Consider the following 17,102-nt stretch of genomic DNA (forward strand, 5'->3'; position numbering starts at 1 on the left):
CCTCAAGGAGGAAAAATTATGACTTTTCAAAAAATAAATATTCAGGATTTTAATATAAATCCCTTCACAGCCATTGGTGAAGATTGGATGCTCATTACAGCTGGTGATCAGCTAAAAGCTAATACAATGACTGCATCATGGGGTGGTATGGGGGTATTATGGAATCAAAATGTTGTGACAGTGTATGTTCGCCCACAACGCTACACAAAAGAATTTATCGATTCTCAAGACTATTTTTCACTTTCATTTTTCCAAGATTATCACAAAGAGCTTAGATATTTAGGAAATGTATCTGGTCGTGATATTGATAAAATGAACAAAGCACAATTACACATTACTTATCTTGATGGGGTTCCCACGTTTGAAGAAGCAAAGCTTGTCTTTATTATTCAAAAAATATATCAGAACACTATAACACCTTCTGGTTTTATAGATAATTCACTTAACCAAGTGAATTATCCTCAAAAGGATTACCATATCATGTATATTGGTAAGATAATAGATATATATCAAAAATTATAGAATTGATACTATCTTTTCTATTTTAACCAGAATCAAAAAATCATAACCTAAAAGTTATGATTTTTTCTATAAAATTAGCCATTCAGCTGATCTTTATATTCTAAATATTCATCATAAGTAGAAAGACGATCAATAAATCCATTTTGATTAAATTCAATAACTCTATTTGCAACAGTTTGAACAAACTGATGGTCATGAGATGTAAATAAGATATTTTCTTTAAAACGCATCAAACCTTCATTTAATGCCTGAATAGATTCTAAATCAAGATGGTTTGTTGGTTCATCCAAAATAAGGACATTACAATTTGCCATCATCATCTTCGCTAGCATACATCTCACTTTTTCTCCTCCAGATAAGACATTTGCCTTTTTCAAAGCTTCTTCACCTGAGAAAAGAACTCTTCCTAGCCATCCTCTTAAATCCTGATCATAGACATCTTCATCAGTAAATTGACGTAACCAATCAACAAGTGTAAGATCGCAATTTTCAAAATACTCATTATTATCTTTTGGAAAATAAGACTGTGATGTTGTTACACCCCATTGGAATGTTCCTTCATAGTCTGTAATTTCTCCAGTAATAATTTTAAAGAAAGATGTCACAGCTAATTCATGTTCACCTACAAAAGCAATTTTATCCTTTGGATTTACAGAAAATGATAAATGATTCAATATTTTTTCACCATTTACTTCATAAGATAAATTTTCTACATTTAAAACAATATTTCCCACTTCTCTATCGGGTGTAAAACCAATAAATGGATATCTTCTTAATGATGGTTTAATATCTACCATTTCTAAATTATCTAATAACTTCTTACGTGATGTTGCTTGTTTTGCTTTTGAAGCATTTGCACTAAAACGCGCAATAAACTCTTCTAATTCCTTCTTTTTTGCTTCAGCTTTCTTATTAAGATCCTTAGCCTGTTTAATCATCATTTGCGAATATTCATACCAAAAATCATAATTTCCTACATAAAGCTGAATTTTGCTAAAATCAATATCAGCAATATGAGTACAAACCTTGTTTAAAAAATGTCTATCATGAGAAACTACAATAACAGTATTAGGAAAATTTAATAAGAAGTTTTCTAACCAGTTAATACTTTTAATATCTAAATGGTTTGTCGGTTCATCTAATAAAAGAATATCTGGATTTCCAAATAATGCCTGTGCTAATAAAACCTTCACTTTTTGCTGATCACCTAGTTCTCTCATCAATAAATGATGATATTCACCAGTGACCCCTAATCCATTAAGTAAGATTTCAGCATCAGTTTCAGCATTCCAACCATCCATTTCCATAAATTCACCTTCAAGTTCAGCTAATTCAATACCATCTTCATCATTAAAATCAGCTTTGCTATAAAGTTCTTCTTTTCTAACCATAATTTCATATAAACGTTTATTTCCCATCAGTACAGTCTTGAGGACTTCATCATCATCATAAGCAAAATGATCCTGTTTTAAAACAGATAATCTTTGACCTGGTGTCATGATAACCTCACCTTTATTAGGTTCTATCTCGCCAGATAATATTTTTAAAAAAGTTGATTTTCCTGCCCCATTTGCACCAATGATTCCATAGCAGTTTCCTTCTGTAAACTGTATTGAAACATTTTCAAACAAAGCTCTATCACCATATCTTAATGTTACATTTTGTGTTGATATCATCTCTATTTCTCCTTTTACAATCCATCTTATTATACATGAATAAATATATTTTTCAACTTAACCTTTACTTTTTTAAGAAAGCTTCTTTCATAATATTTTGTGTTGATTAGTTTTGTACAGTATGATGAAATGTTGGTGAATATTGATTGATTGCTTCAAACTGATAACCTTTTTTGATAAGATGATCTAATATTGCAGGTAGCGACTTAACAGTATTACTCTGCCCTGAACTATCATGCATTAAAAACATAATATCTTCTTGATCTCCTATTTCTTCTACTGCTTTCTTTTTTAACCCGTCTACTGTTTTTATTCCTTCACCATCCCCATTGATAGATGTCCAGTCATAATACTGATAACCAAGGTCTATGACTTTTTTAGTAAGGCGTTTCATAATTCCTACATTGTATTTTTTTGATACAAGATTACTTGAGCCTCCTGGAAAACGTATAAACTTTGTTTCTATTCCTGTTTGTTTATAAACAACTTCTTTTATTTTATTTAAATCATTAATATAGTTTTTGAGTGAACTATAAATCAGTTCATAATCATGACTATAGGTGTGTAAGCCGATTGTATGACCTTTCTGATGTGCTTCTTTAATATAATGAAAATCTTGAGGTGATGTTCCTGTCACAAAAAATGTTGCTTTGATATGATATTCATCAAGTATTTTTAAAATTTTAGCTGTATTATTCGAGGGCCCATCATCAAATGTTAAATAACACACTTTTTGACCATCTCGTTTTGCTTCTCGATTATCATACTGACTTAAGACTTCTATTATCCTTGTATATGTTTCTTGATTACCTGAATCATCTTCAACACGATAATAGACTTCATATTCTCCAATTTTACGAATATTTAACTTTGAATCATCAATGGTCAGTTTAGGATTCTTATCATGATCATCTTTTAATATGACACCCTTTTTTAAATCAATTTGATCACCTATCAATATTGTCATTTTCTCTATTCCTTGAATAGTCGGTGCTTCACTATCTTTTTCTTCAACTAAGACATAAGCATTCTTTTCTGTTTTATTTTCATATTCATCTTCTACAACTACAATCACTCGATATGTCTTCATTTCATTAAAGATATAATCTTCTTTAAAATAAACAATTGTTTTGGAATCATCTTGTATATTTTTGACCAATGACTCTGGATTGACTTTTTCATTTCTTAGAATTTTTGTATTAATAGTTTCAAATTGAGGAGGTATTTTATCATCAATAAATATTTTTAATGTAAATGTACGTTTTCGATAAATATATTCTATTTTATATTCTCCTAGTTTTTCATTATTCACATGACTTTGAATTTCTAATTCCTCTATATCCATATGTGAAACTTCTTCAATATAATCATATGGTTTGACTTCTTCATATAAAGAAAGATGTATTTCATTATGAATAAAATGAATACGTGGCTGTTGAGAAATATAGAATAAACCTGCTATTGTAAGAACTGCTATAAAAGAAAAAAAGAACTTTTTCATATGTATCACCAAGATACTATATGCAAAAATATTCTTTTTCAGTCCAATTATTGAAAATAATTTTCAATTATTTCTTTTTCACTAAATGGTAAAGGCTCTTTATCAATAATCTGATAATCTTCATGCCCTTTTCCTAAACACAGAATGACATCTCCATCCTGTGCATGTGACAAAGCATAATGAATTGCTTCCTGACGATCCTCAATAATCACATAATCACCTTCAGCTCTCTTAATCCCTGTCACGATATCCTGACAAATCTTATGAATATCCTCACCTCGAGGATTATCAGCAGTAACAACTGAGAAAGCCTGATACTTTGCAACGATTTCCCCCACATCATAGCGGCGTTGCACATCACGATGTCCACCTGCTCCATAGACACAATAAATCTGATGAGGCTTATATTCCTCAATTGTCGCAAGAATGCTTTCAAAAGAAAGAGGATTGTGAGCATAATCAATCATCACTGTATATTTTTGTTCAACGGGCACAATCTCAACACGCCCTCTTACACGAACTTGTTTTAAGGCTTCCTGAATATAAGGAACATCAATATGAAGTAAATAACAAATCATTATAGCTACTAAAGAATTATAAACACTAAAATTACCTGGGATGTCTGTTTCAAACTGACCATCAACAAGTCCACTTGTCTGAAACTTCACCCCCAATGTTCCCACACCACGACACAAATGAATATGAGAGGCTTGTAAATCGCTGTCTTTTTCAATAGAATATGTTTTCTTTATACACTTGACACCATTAATCATCTCTTCATAATGAGAATCGTCTTTATTAAAGATACCGATTTTACACATTTGAAATAATTTTTTCTTACATGCCATATAATGCTCAAATGAATGATGTTCATGTTCTCCTATATGATCAGGCGATAAATTTGTAAAAACACCATAATCAAAATCAATCCCTGCAACACGATTTAACATTAATCCCTGAGAAGAAACTTCCATCACACAGTATTCACAACCATTTTCAACCATTTCATTCATTAATCTTTGTAATTCAAATGATTCAGGCGTTGTATTCTTTGTTTTCCTCAATTCACCATTAATCAGTGATCCAATTGTTCCAATAATACCAACCTTTTTATGTGCTTTATTTAAGATTGATTCTACCATATAAGATGTTGTTGTCTTGCCCTTTGTTCCAGTAATACCAATAACTGTCATCTTACGACTAGGATGATCAAAAAATGCACATGATAATAATGCTAAAGCAATTCTAGCATCTTCAACTTGTAGATATGTGATTCCATCCTGATAAGGAACATCCTTTTCAATAATAATGGTCGTTGCACCTTTTTGAATCACATCATTAATGAAATCATGTCCATCAACATTAGCACCTGGTATACATACAAATAAACTATCCTGTTGAACTGTTCGTGAATCATAATCTATTTGACTCACAAACTGATTTAAATTTCCTTGAATAAAATCATAATCTATTTCTTTTAATAATTGTTTTAATTTCATTTTTCTCACCTGTTCTCATTATATCTTTTTTCTTTTATAAAAGAAAGAAAAAATCATCCATAGATGATTATAATCTTGTTAATTTTAAATCTCCACTTTTTATATAATTTAATTTACGAAAAGCCTTATACATACTCCAACAAATAGCTATTGGAAGTAATACATCAACAATAATTAAAGGTAGCCAAAAATGATTTCCCATGACTTGAATACATTCTAATAAACCAACAAGTCCAGCTGTCCCCATACCAGAACCAACTGCAGTACATTGAATTTGCAAAATAGCAGATGAGATAACACCTGATACTAAGCTCGCAACAATAGGAGGCACCCAAATAATAGGTCTTTTTACAATGTTTTTAAATTGTAACATACTTGTTCCAACCCCAATAGCAATCACATCTCCAATTTCATTATCTTCCATTGACATAATAGCTAAACCTACCATCTGAGCACAGCAACCTGCTAAAGCCGCACCTGCTGCTAAACCATTCAATCCTAACATAATACCAATTGCTGCAGAAGATATTGGTGCAGTTAATGCCATACCCATAAGAACTGCTACAATCATTCCCATTAAAAAAGGTTGCATTGTTACTCCTTGATTAATCAAATCACCAATCCAAACAATGAGTTGTGAAATATATGGACCAATAAACTTTGTTATAAAACCTGCACACATTATTGATGTGAATGGTACTAATAAAATATCCAAAGGCGTCTTATCTTGAACAAGTCTTGTCGCTTCAATCGCTAAAATAACTGCTAAATACGCTGATACAGGATTACCAACAGCAACTGATACATTCTGACCAGAAATTGAAAATGTCCCTGCTCCAATTGCTCCAGCAATAACTGCTGATATCATATTTAAACCCTTAGCATCTAAAACAACACCAATACCAACACCAATTGCTGGCCCCATTAAATAAGTTGCTAATTGTCCCCAATGAGCAAGTTCTCCCCAATGAACAGCAGCTCCTATTTGTTTAAGAATTGTTCCAATAATTAAACTTGCAAAAAAACCATATGCCATTCCATTAAGTGTTTTAACAACATAATTTTCTTTCTGTGATGCACGTGCCATTATCTTTCCTCCTTTTTTATGAATAAACTGTATCCTGTGTTAATGTCATATTTTTAGCCCAACGTCCTTTTTTAAAGAAGTATGTTGCCACAAATAATTTTATCAAATCACACGATTCTACAATTGCAAATAACCCAATCAATGGAATACCTGTAAAAACAGACAAGATGGTAGAAAGCAGAACTCCTGCACACCATAAAAAACCAGAATCCATTAACATTGTTGAAAAAGTATCTCCACCAGCCCTTAATGTAAAGAAAATACAAACATTATACACATAGATTGGCAGTAATAAAGATTTAATTCTTAATAAAATCACTATTGTTTCCTTAATAATATCTTCAACGTTATAAAATGATGCTATTAATGGAGCAACACTTACAAAAATAACACTAATAGTTAAGCCTATCATAACACCAAATGCTAATAACTTATAAGCATTAGACTTAGCTTCAGCAATTTGATTTGCGCCCAATCGATTCCCAATCAAGATAGAAATGGCACTTGATAAACCTCCAAATACAATATAAGCAATTTGCATTACTGTATCAACAACACTAATCGCTGAAATTAAACTTTCATCACAACGCATATAAGATAAAAAAATCATTGCTAAACCTAATGAAAAAAATATTTCATTAGCAGTCAGTGGAATGGCTTTCCTTATCATAGAGCGAATAAGTGAAAAATCAAGATGATACAATTCTCTCAGTGAGAAAGTAAAGAAGTGTTTTTTTCTCATTAAAATGATCAGATATATAAACATTTCTAAGAATCTCGCAATAGCAGTTGCTATGGCTGCACCTTGAACTCCAAGTGCAGGAAAGCCAAAATTACCAAAAATCAATATATAATTTAATGTTGTATTCGTCGCAACTGTTAACATCCCTACACCTAACTGTATCTTATTTATTCCTACAGCACGTAAGGCCATCATAATACTAAAACTAAAAGCATAAGGAATATACGTTAAAACAGCAAATTGGATATAACGTAAACTCTCGTCAATGACCTCTGGATTAGCAGAAAAAATTTCCATGAGCTGTTTTGGCATAATAATCAAAGCACTCATAAATAGGCAAGCAACTAATAGACCACAGGTTAAATTAATATTTAATATTTTTTGACATTTTGTATAATTTTTAGCCCCATAATACTGTGCAATAAATATTCCAGCAGCTCCACATATGCCAAACATTGTAGAATTGAATATCAAATAAACTCTATTTGCAACTGTTACTGATGTCAATGCAAGGCTACCAACACTTCCAATCATTATATTATCAATTAAGTTAACAAAGCTTGTTACAAATTGTTGAGCCATAATTGGTAAGGCGATTGATAATGTTGTAAAGTAGAATGCCTTATTCCCAAAAAACTTTTTCATACTTCCTCCCTTATTTCTTTTTCTTCATCAAATGAGGAAAAGCTTTAATAATACGCTTTTCAACAAACTTTGTTTGTTTAATAAATTCCTGATAGATAGGACTATCTTTGACATTCATATCTTCAATGATATCATATATATTTTGACGACCTGCTTCAAGACCTTCAAATGCTTTAGAAGCATATTCTTCAATTATCTTCACAAATATATCCAAACGTTCCTCCAGATGTATTAAAGCAATCACTGTAAAAATCAAATCAATGAACAAGATTGTTGTTAAAAATGTTGCAGTTACAATAAGGAAAATAGAGTTATACTGTAATAACCAACTCATGATAGTAGGTTGTACAAACTTAACAGCAATGACACTAAAAAGGCCAAAAACACCAAAACCCTCTAAACAAACTCTACCATTGACATTAAAAGCCTTATCAGAATAATCCCACCAGCGATGATGATACATAGCTTCCATTGCCCATGATGTAAAATATTCAATCACACAAGCAACAAATGCACCCTCGATAAAAATAGATAAATAACTTTCATGATAAGAAAACAATAAAGATACAACAATCGCTCCAACTCCATAAATAGGAACTATTGGACCATTCAAAAATCCACTATTTTTCATTTTATTTTTAGTTATAATAGGACAAATAAAAGATTCCCAAATCCATCCACAAAAGCCATAAATAAAAAATGAAACAATGAGTGCACCGACATATTTCTCCATTATTTTTCCTCCTAATATAATAAAAACGTTACATAAGTAACGTATCTTTACAATTGGTGGAGCTTAGCGGGATCGAACCGCTGACCTCCTGCGTGCAAAGCAGGCGCTCTCCCATCTGAGCTAAAGCCCCAATTCTATAAAATTAATATGGTGGGCCTGAATGGATTTGAACCATCGACCTCACCCTTATCAGGGGTGCGCTCTAACCAACTGAGCTACAGGCCCATATTAAACAGAAATTAATGGTGGGCCTGAATGGATTTGAACCATCGACCTCACCCTTATCAGGGGTGCGCTCTAACCAACTGAGCTACAGGCCCATTAATGACTGCCCTAATATATTAGCATAGCACCTATTTTTCGTCAATACTTTTTTGTACTTTTTTATAAAATTGTGAAGATAAGCTTTTTACTTATCTTCACAATGACTTTTATGATAATCTAAGATACTTTGTATACCTACACAATCAATTTCTGCTGGAAGTGGCATTGCTTTAGCAAACAAGTACCCTTGAACAAAATCAACCTTCAATCCCATAACAACATGAAGTTCTGATACTGTTTCAATTCCTTCAGCAATAACGCTCTTTCCTCTTTCATGACAATAAGAGACAATATTTTCAACAATCTTCTGTTTATCAATATCTTTATCAATATCACGAATGATATCCATATCTATTTTTACATATACTGGATTAGCCATGAGTAAATTACGTTCACTGTTATAACCACTACCATAATCATCCAAAGCTATTTCAGCATTCCAACGTTTTAATATATCCTTCTTAGCTTCAAAATATTCCTCATTCACATCTTCATATTCTGTAACTTCTAAAACAATATTTTGAAGAATATCATGATATTCTCTTTCCAAATCATCAATACACTGTTGTGATATTATCTGATGAGAAAGAGAGTTAATAAAGAGTTTGTGATTCTTATGAACCTGACCTTGCTGATAATACTCATAATATGTTTTTAATGCTTCCTGCCATGTCATGAGTTCAATTCGATTTAGCTGAGCCTCTAATTTCGCTAACATGATAATTTCTTGTGGATCCTTAAGAGAAGGATGAGATGAACGCAGTAAAGCTTCATAGCCATAAATCTTACCACTATTCACACTAATAATTGGCTGAAAATAATAAATCATCATATGTTCATCCATAAATTGATGAAAATCAATACGTTTTTTCATGATATAGGAATTATTTTCATAATCCAAAATATTAAAGACACCTATTTCACCTTTAACAGTATGTTTTACAGAATACATTGCATAATCAGAATATCTTTGTAACTCTTCAAAATCTCTACTATCTTCTGGGTACCATGCGACACCCCCAGAAACACGTACTTTTACTTTTTGCTGATTAGGAAGTTCTATAAATGATTCTCCAATAGCTTCTTTTAACGTATTTAAATGCCTATTAATCTCTTCTTTATCTCCATATCCATAATAGAAAAGATAAAATTCATCACCAGATGTTCTTGATACAATCGTCTGCTCAGGAGAATGAAGTTTAAATATTTGAGCTATTCCTCTAATATAAGCATCACCACAGTCATGTCCATATTTATCATTAATGGATTTTAGATTATCTAAATCCATCATAACTAAAGCGGCAGTTTTTAACTGCTCTTGTTGAATACTAAATAACTTTTTCATTTTTCTTTGAAAAGCTCTTCGATTCATAAGACCAGTCAATACATCATGATCTCTTTCATGCTCAATGGCTTTTCTCTCTTTTATAACGTCACTAATTTCTTCAATGAGACCAACACATTTATCTTTATCACTATGATATCTTAATCTTAAATAAATATGTTCATTAGATGTCTCAATATGATAAATATATTCATTATGATTCTGTGTTGGTTGACAACAATCATTAAATATTTCAAATATTTTCTTAAACTCTTCTATTGACATCTGCCTTGTATCGATATCATCTAACATAAAAATCTCAAAAAAATCATCAGTAATAAATAATTGATTCGTTGAATAATCAATTTCAAAACCAGCTAATTGTGTATTTGCTAAGCGTATAATATTGGTAAAACGTGATGCAGATGCTAAAACATCATTACTCATTTTCTCAATCGCATCAATCAATTGATCTATCTCTATAATATTTGTTTTTTCTAGGTTTAAACGTGATATAGCATTTGTTTTATGAGATATCCGTTTAGATAAATCGATAATTGGTTTCGTTATATAACGTGTTAAAATAAATGATAAAAGTGTTCCTAATATAATAATAAATGCAAATATAAAAGTTAAAATTTCAGTTAATTGATATGTCATACTATAAAGTTCCGTCTTATCAACAAGACCTAATAATACCCAATGATCATTAGCATTTGGTGTATTGGTATTATATAAGTTTAAAGAAGAAACTGAGCAATAAATCTTATTATCTATATAATTTTCATTGACTTGAATTTTTCCAAAATGATTAAATGTACGTGAAAAATAAGGTCCATTTAAAAACATTGATTGGTATGAATTTTCACTATCTTTTAAAGCGAGTACATAGCCACTATTACCACTACTCATAAGTTCATCATAATCAAGTAGTTTTTGTAGATAATCAAACGAAATATCTATTCCTATAACTCCATAAATTTTTTGATCATAAATCAAAGGCAACATATAGGATATACAATATGTATCACTACCATTGAGTTTATAAGGCTTTGTCCAGCAACCGACATCTTTTAGTGAAAAATCTGAATTCTTAACAACTAGCTGAAAGTTCTCAAATGTTTTTTGATAAAATTCATAGTCTTCTGGATGAAATTCAAATGAAGGCTGCCAACAACTATCTGTTGATATATTCAACTTATTAACAAGTTCTGTTGGTGATCTTGCTAATAAAAGATCAGTATTTGTAGCACTATAAACACTTTCCGGATCATTATCAGTAAAATAAAGTCCTGGATAATATTCTCCTTCTTCACTATCAAATTTTCCATTACACAAAAACATATATGCTCCTGTTGTCCCATGATTCCTAAGGATAGTAATTAATTCATCAGAGACATTTTCTAACAGTGTAAGGCTATCTGAAGATGAGTGAGATAAATTATCAATTGAAATCCGATCAGATTCAACAAGTTCTTCTGTTATTTTTTGAATACGGTTCATATCTCCTTCTAGATTAGACCATTTTGTAATCATTGATGTTTCTAAGTCATGTGTTCTATTCTTCACTTGCTGATCAAATAAGCTGCGACTATTAGAATCCATTTTACCTAATATATCAGAATAAACTCCAACTCCAATCAACATGACAGTAATAAAACCTATTAACACACACATTGGAATAAATATACGTTTAAATAAAGAATTCTTTTGAAATCTTTGCATATTCCTCTGTTTCATATCATTAACCTACAATATCCTTTAATACCTGATAAGTTTCCTGATACCATTCATCAAAATAATCCTGACTATCATAAAGAGACCATAATGAATCTATATTTTTTCCTTCATTAATTGCTTGAACAACAGTTTTACGATCATTTGTTGCTTTATTTTTTAAACATTCTTCTAATTCTGTTCTTAATTTTGCTCCATTATCGAAAGCTTTTGTTGTATAAAGATTTTTAGTATTAACAGTATTCACTGATGTTTCAATAACTTCTTTCATTAAATCAGATTGAATAGTCGTAGATGATTCTATAGTTGAAAAATCATTAGCTTTCTTCATGACTGGTAAATAACCAGAATCTATTGAAAATGCAATATTTTGTTTCTGCTCTGTAAACCATTTTAAAAACTCAACAGACCCTTCTATATGTGCATCATCACTCTTTGTAACAATCATTCCTGCTCCTTGTTGAACCGCATATTTTTGACCATCTTTAAAAAGAGGTGCTTCTAAAACTTTAACATCTATAGGATAAGCCTTTTCATCATCAACTATGACTTGATTTGGAAAAAATGTTGCACCTGATGAAGAACCTATAAAACTGAGAATATTACCTAATTTAACATCATCACTTCTAAAACGACCTTCTGATAAAAAATAGCCATGAACATAAGGTGTATAATAATTATCCCATAATTTCTTCACTGTTTCTTTATCAAAATCCAAAGTTGCTTTACCATCACTAGATACAGTTACAATATCATGTCCTAATTGTTTTAATCCAATAACAATATAATTTGCCATAGCATCTCTACCAAAAAATGCTTTTCCATCATTTGCTTTTGGCGTCAATTGATCAGTATATTCATAATATTTTTTAGATACTGCAGTTATACCTTCGATTGTTGACAAATCTTCTAACTGGACACCTGTTGCTTTTGCAAACTTATTAAAATCGGTCATATTAATCATCATAATTTCTACAGATTTAGCGGTTGGAAAAATCTTAAGTTCCTCATTAAACATGCCTTCTTCAATATATCCATTAATATATTGAGAAAGTTCCTTATCACTAAAATAAGGCTTTAAATCTTGAACAAGACCCAAAGAGTCAACAAGATAAGCAGTATCTGCATAAGCTGCAAAAATATTTGGAACTTCTTTTGCTCCTACTTTTTTATTAGCAGCATCTAACACACTATTACCTAATTCATTCACATTGCCAAAACCAGTAACCTCAACAATAATTCCTTTTTCTTTTCCAACACTTCGATTAAAATTCTCTACTAATGTATTAAATGATTCTAATTGTTTTCCTGTGTAATAATTCCATAATTTAATAGTCACAGGATTATCTGCATCTAAATGGCTTTTTGAAGAACATCCCATACATATTAATAAAGCAGAACAGCATAGCACCTTTAATAATTTCTTCATATCAAAAACTCCCCTTCAGTATTTCTATTATCATACCATTATTATTCTCTCTTTACAATAGAAATGCTATACCCCAGAGGTCAAGGAATTATAATATTGTTCTATTCCATCACTAATGGCAACAGCTAATTTTTGATGATATTTAGCACTTTTTAACTGTCCTCTTTCATTTGCATTTGATAAAAAGCCACATTCTATTAAGACTCCCAAAGATTGCGTTGCTCTTAAAACATAAAAACCACAAGATGAGATATTTTTACGTGTTCCTGTAATAGGTTTCATACTATCATGAATATTCTTAGCTAATCTTTCACCTTCCTGACTATTTTTATAGTAAAAGACTTGCGATCCCCATGCTCCTGATGAAGAAGAATTCAAATGAATACTCAAAAACAAATCTGGATTATATTCATCAATCTTTAAAACTCTTAAATACATATCATCCTGTTTAGAATAATTATAATCACGTTTTGTCATATCCTGATCATCAGTACGTGTCAAATAAATTGTTGCACCTCTTGCTTCTAACTCTTCCTTTAATGCAAAACAAATCTTTAAATTCAATTCATCTTCATTCACTTTTCCCACATTTGCTCCATTGTCTAAACCACCATGTGTAGGGTGTTAATTGCGTAAATTTTGATATCTTTTTAAAACAATGTTATTCATCTGAAATAGCATTGTAAACTGAGGTAAATAGATGTTCTAACTCATCAGAAAAGTTATAAATAATCTTAATTTTCTTATCTTCATAGATAGAAATCTGATAAATCATTTCAACAACAATATCTCTATCTAATGATTCAATATCTTTTAGTTCTAATAATCTTTTTATCCAAGGTGATTCAAAAACATGACTTGTTATTCCTTCATCCTTTTCTTTTTCTAATACTTCTAATTGCTTTAAATAAAGTTCCTCTTTTTTTGTATAATCTTCACGATATGAAAGAAATTCTTCTTTAGAAATTAAACCTTCTTTATAATCTTCATATACTGATTTTTTTAATTTTTTTATGCGTTCTACATCTTGTTCTATTTTATGAATTTCAGTCTTTGCTACTTGTTTAGATTTTTCAATATTCAGATTTTGCGATTGTACAAGTGATTTGAGATCATCAACACTGCCAACAATCTTTTTTAAATCATCTAATACAATATTCTCTAATATCTTTAATGGTATCCTATGGGGTGTACAGTACTGTTTTCCATTGCGTCGATATGTTCCACAATAAAAATCATACACTCTCGTTTCATCTCTATTTTTATAAATCATTTTCGTCATTGATCTACCACAATCTCCACATTTTAGAAAGCCAGCAAATATATTCTTATTAGTTTCTAAATCCAACTTTCGTGTACGTCTTTTCAAGAGCATCTGTACTTTGTTCCATGTTTCCATATCAATAATTGGATCATGTGTATTTTCAACAATAATCCACTGATCTTTAGGAACTTTCTTCTGTTTCCCACGCATTCGCTGATATCTTGTTCCTTGTACCATATTTCCTATATAAATCTCTTTATTTAAAATCGAATTAATTGTTGTATAAGACCAATATGTGGTACTTTCTAATCTTCTAGGATTATTATAGTTTAATCCATTAATCTTTTTATATTCTGACGGACAAAGAATACCTTCACCATTTAAAACCATAGCAATTCGTTGTTTCCCATAACCTTGAATATACATAGCAAATATGCGTCTAACAACATTGGCGGCATATTCATCTATAATTAATTTATTTTTATCTGTAGGAGACTTCTTATATCCATAACTTGTAAAAGAACCAATAAACTCTCCAGCCTTTTGTTTTGTTTTTACTGCTGTTTGTACTTTTTTTGAAATATCCCTAGCATACTGTTCGTTAAAGATATTTTTTATAGGTAATAACATATCATAGACTTGTTTAAGACTATCTATTCCATCTGTGATAGAAATAAATCTAACTCCCAAATCTGGAAACACTCTTTCTAAATAGCGCCCTGTTTCAATATAATCTCGACCAAATCTTGATAAATCTTTTACAATAACACAATTGACCTTGCCAGATTCTATATCTTCAATCATTCTTTGAAAACTAGGTCTCCTAAAGTTAGTACCACTAAAACCATCGTCTATATAAGTATCATATAAAATCAAATCCTCTTTTTTAGCAACATACTCTGCTAACAATCTTCTTTGATTTCCAACACTATCACTTTCTTCTTTATCACCATCTTCCTTTGATAATCTAATATAAACTGCTGTTTGAAATAAGTTTAAAATATTTAATGTATTCATATTTACACCATTTCAATTGCTATATCTACGGCAATTATACTTGATTTTTTTAATATCATCCAATGTACAATCATACAATTAATCACCTTTCTTTGATGTTTCGATATTTATATGAGACTTGATGATACGAATCAATAATTCCTCAATAGATAGTTTTGATAAAAATTCTCTTTCTACTATATATTGTGTATTTTCTTTCTTTTGCATTTTCATCAACCTCCTCATATAATACCTATTCATCTAAAAATCAATTATGTATGATCACATTTATTAAACATATAAACCTATACTTATTAACAATGCTTTATTGAGATATTGCATTTCTTCATGATTAATACACCCTACTTTCCTTATCAATTTAGATTTATCAATAACTCTTATTTGTTCCATCATGACTATGGATTTGCATGTAATACCACTTTGTTTAGATAGTATGATATGTGTTGGTAAAGATGACTTAGATAATTTTGTAGTAATCGGAGTTACGATTGTTGTTGGACTAAAATGATTACCTACATTGTTTTGAATAATTATAACTGGTCTAATCCCACCTTGTTCGCTACCTATAGCCATACCAAGATTAGCTAAATAAATATCACCTCTTAATATCTTTTCATGCATACATACTCCTCCTTATCTATGTAAATAGAAAATATCCTTTTTGTTTGATTTATTTAACAAATAATTAAATAAGGATATTTTCTATATCTTTATAAATGACATCCTATAGTATTTATAGACTGTTCTGCCAAAACAGTTCCACGAGACAATATAAATTATATACTGCTATCTCTTAGGGCTTTCACCTAAATGATATCTATACTTGCGACGTTGCTAACGCTCGAATTAAGACTTACCATGTGTATCATTATATTTGATATTATCATCGCCATAGTAACAGCAAATTACTTTTTAATTAGATATTTCTCGCTCTTATGAAATGAACTTCATCGTCTTGGCGTATCTATTAACAGGCCACAATATCATTAACGTTATAAATACTACTATTCAATTGTCAAAGAACCTTTGGGATTTTTTCTCCCTCACTTATTAGCCGACGAAAACATGCCTTTGGTAACAATTTTTTTTATTTTTTTTCTTACACGATAAACTCTTTGCTTTACAGATGATAAACTTAGATTCATTGACATACTGATTTCCTTATATGAATACCCTAGAATCTTCATATAAATAATCTTTAATGTTATATCATCTAATGACTTCATTACCTTTAGTAATTGTTCATTATCTAAATAATCAATAATATCATCAATATTATTAATTGGTAATTTATCCATTGTTTGAGCAGTATACTTCATAAAATCACAATTCGTATAATGCTTTTCTAAAAACTTACGTTCCTGATTAAATGATTTCCAATCATATTCATGTAATTCATCTATAACCTTTTCATCTACACCTAACTGATGTAATAGATTTTCTTCCTTTGTTTTCCATAAAAGCCATAATTTTTCTTCTCTTGCCTTATTATAGATCATCTTTGTCTACCTCCTTCTTTTTGTTAAATAGAAGAAAGGTGGTGATCTACAATGTAATACGATTATAAAATAGGCATCCCTATCATTCAGTAAGACTATGAAA

General features: G+C 30.4%; 13 protein-coding genes, 3 tRNA genes and 1 pseudogene. 1 reads left to right on the forward strand and 16 read right to left on the reverse strand.

Annotation, left to right across the window (positions count from 1 at the left end):
• Positions 1 to 18: 18 nt before the first annotated feature.
• Entirely contained in the window at positions 19 to 522 is a 504-nt protein-coding gene (locus BN350_RS16950) for a flavin reductase (RefSeq protein WP_028044660.1), read from the forward strand.
• A 74-nt stretch (positions 523 to 596) separates the two neighbouring features.
• Here the strand turns inward: BN350_RS16950 and BN350_RS16955 are convergent, their stop codons facing one another.
• The 16 genes and pseudogenes from BN350_RS16955 to BN350_RS17030 form a co-directional block, all read right to left on the reverse strand.
• Positions 597 to 2,198 carry an ABC-F family ATP-binding cassette domain-containing protein gene (locus BN350_RS16955; protein ID WP_028044661.1) on the reverse strand — a complete coding sequence of 534 codons (1,602 nt, stop codon included), beginning with the start codon at positions 2,196 to 2,198 and terminating at the stop codon, positions 597 to 599.
• A 106-nt stretch (positions 2,199 to 2,304) separates the two neighbouring features.
• Entirely contained in the window at positions 2,305 to 3,699 is a 1,395-nt protein-coding gene (locus BN350_RS16960) for a polysaccharide deacetylase family protein (RefSeq protein WP_044600437.1), read from the reverse strand.
• Between the two features lie 47 nt (positions 3,700 to 3,746).
• On the reverse strand, positions 3,747 to 5,198 hold the full coding sequence (locus BN350_RS16965) for a UDP-N-acetylmuramoyl-L-alanyl-D-glutamate--2,6-diaminopimelate ligase (protein ID WP_028044663.1): 1,452 nt from the start codon (positions 5,196 to 5,198) through the stop codon (positions 3,747 to 3,749).
• A 67-nt stretch (positions 5,199 to 5,265) separates the two neighbouring features.
• Positions 5,266 to 6,285, reverse strand: a complete 1,020-nt coding sequence (locus BN350_RS16970) for a PTS sugar transporter subunit IIC (protein ID WP_028044664.1) — start codon at positions 6,283 to 6,285, stop codon at positions 5,266 to 5,268.
• A 16-nt stretch (positions 6,286 to 6,301) separates the two neighbouring features.
• The gene (locus tag BN350_RS16975; RefSeq protein WP_028044665.1) at positions 6,302 to 7,672 is read right to left on the reverse strand and encodes an MATE family efflux transporter; all 1,371 of its coding nucleotides are present in this window, start codon (positions 7,670 to 7,672) and stop codon (positions 6,302 to 6,304) included.
• Between the two features lie 10 nt (positions 7,673 to 7,682).
• Positions 7,683 to 8,405, reverse strand: a complete 723-nt coding sequence (locus BN350_RS16980; RefSeq protein ID WP_028044666.1) for a putative ABC transporter permease — start codon at positions 8,403 to 8,405, stop codon at positions 7,683 to 7,685.
• Between the two features lie 54 nt (positions 8,406 to 8,459).
• Positions 8,460 to 8,535, reverse strand: a tRNA-Ala gene (locus tag BN350_RS16985).
• Between the two features lie 18 nt (positions 8,536 to 8,553).
• Positions 8,554 to 8,630: transfer RNA gene (locus tag BN350_RS16990), tRNA-Ile, on the reverse strand.
• An 18-nt stretch (positions 8,631 to 8,648) separates the two neighbouring features.
• Positions 8,649 to 8,725: transfer RNA gene (locus BN350_RS16995), tRNA-Ile, on the reverse strand.
• Positions 8,726 to 8,814: 89 nt separating this feature from the next.
• Positions 8,815 to 11,793, reverse strand: coding sequence for an EAL domain-containing protein (locus BN350_RS17000; protein WP_028044667.1), 2,979 nt, complete (start codon positions 11,791 to 11,793; stop codon positions 8,815 to 8,817).
• Positions 11,794 to 11,797: 4 nt separating this feature from the next.
• On the reverse strand, positions 11,798 to 13,219 hold the full coding sequence (locus BN350_RS17005) for an extracellular solute-binding protein (RefSeq protein ID WP_028044668.1): 1,422 nt from the start codon (positions 13,217 to 13,219) through the stop codon (positions 11,798 to 11,800).
• 66 nt (positions 13,220 to 13,285) lie between these two features.
• Positions 13,286 to 13,828, reverse strand: a pseudogene (locus BN350_RS19685) (N-acetylmuramoyl-L-alanine amidase family protein); the annotation flags it as partial.
• Between the two features lie 52 nt (positions 13,829 to 13,880).
• On the reverse strand, positions 13,881 to 15,500 hold the full coding sequence (locus BN350_RS17015) for a recombinase family protein (protein WP_028044669.1): 1,620 nt from the start codon (positions 15,498 to 15,500) through the stop codon (positions 13,881 to 13,883).
• A gap of 78 nt (positions 15,501 to 15,578) precedes the next feature.
• A complete protein-coding gene (locus tag BN350_RS21750) occupies positions 15,579 to 15,707 on the reverse strand; it encodes a hypothetical protein (protein ID WP_261797240.1) in 129 nt (42 codons plus the stop codon).
• A 63-nt stretch (positions 15,708 to 15,770) separates the two neighbouring features.
• Positions 15,771 to 16,121: a type II toxin-antitoxin system PemK/MazF family toxin gene (locus tag BN350_RS17025; RefSeq protein WP_028044670.1), complete on the reverse strand. Its 351-nt coding sequence runs from the start codon at positions 16,119 to 16,121 to the stop codon at positions 15,771 to 15,773.
• Between the two features lie 422 nt (positions 16,122 to 16,543).
• Positions 16,544 to 16,999: a sigma factor-like helix-turn-helix DNA-binding protein gene (locus BN350_RS17030; protein ID WP_028044671.1), complete on the reverse strand. Its 456-nt coding sequence runs from the start codon at positions 16,997 to 16,999 to the stop codon at positions 16,544 to 16,546.
• Positions 17,000 to 17,102: the final 103 nt, after the last annotated feature.

The sequence above is a fragment of the Candidatus Stoquefichus massiliensis AP9 genome (assembly GCF_000455285.1).
GTDB lineage: Bacteria > Bacillota_I > Bacilli_A > Erysipelotrichales > Coprobacillaceae > Stoquefichus > Stoquefichus massiliensis.

What these genes read in the sequence shown, in the direction of transcription:
- BN350_RS16950 (WP_028044660.1), top strand. Translation starts at nt 19, where the DNA reads ATGACTTTTCAAAAAATAAATATTCAGGATTTTAATATAAATCCCTTC.
- BN350_RS16955 (WP_028044661.1), bottom strand. Translation starts at nt 2,198, where the DNA reads ATGATATCAACACAAAATGTAACATTAAGATATGGTGATAGAGCTTTG.
- BN350_RS16960 (WP_044600437.1), bottom strand. Translation starts at nt 3,699, where the DNA reads ATGAAAAAGTTCTTTTTTTCTTTTATAGCAGTTCTTACAATAGCAGGT.
- BN350_RS16965 (WP_028044663.1), bottom strand. Translation starts at nt 5,198, where the DNA reads ATGAAATTAAAACAATTATTAAAAGAAATAGATTATGATTTTATTCAA.
- BN350_RS16970 (WP_028044664.1), bottom strand. Translation starts at nt 6,285, where the DNA reads ATGGCACGTGCATCACAGAAAGAAAATTATGTTGTTAAAACACTTAAT.
- BN350_RS16975 (WP_028044665.1), bottom strand. Translation starts at nt 7,672, where the DNA reads ATGAAAAAGTTTTTTGGGAATAAGGCATTCTACTTTACAACATTATCA.
- BN350_RS16980 (WP_028044666.1), bottom strand. Translation starts at nt 8,405, where the DNA reads ATGGAGAAATATGTCGGTGCACTCATTGTTTCATTTTTTATTTATGGC.
- BN350_RS17000 (WP_028044667.1), bottom strand. Translation starts at nt 11,793, where the DNA reads ATGAAACAGAGGAATATGCAAAGATTTCAAAAGAATTCTTTATTTAAA.
- BN350_RS17005 (WP_028044668.1), bottom strand. Translation starts at nt 13,219, where the DNA reads ATGAAGAAATTATTAAAGGTGCTATGCTGTTCTGCTTTATTAATATGT.
- BN350_RS17015 (WP_028044669.1), bottom strand. Translation starts at nt 15,500, where the DNA reads ATGAATACATTAAATATTTTAAACTTATTTCAAACAGCAGTTTATATT.
- BN350_RS21750 (WP_261797240.1), bottom strand. Translation starts at nt 15,707, where the DNA reads ATGCAAAAGAAAGAAAATACACAATATATAGTAGAAAGAGAATTTTTA.
- BN350_RS17025 (WP_028044670.1), bottom strand. Translation starts at nt 16,121, where the DNA reads ATGCATGAAAAGATATTAAGAGGTGATATTTATTTAGCTAATCTTGGT.
- BN350_RS17030 (WP_028044671.1), bottom strand. Translation starts at nt 16,999, where the DNA reads ATGATCTATAATAAGGCAAGAGAAGAAAAATTATGGCTTTTATGGAAA.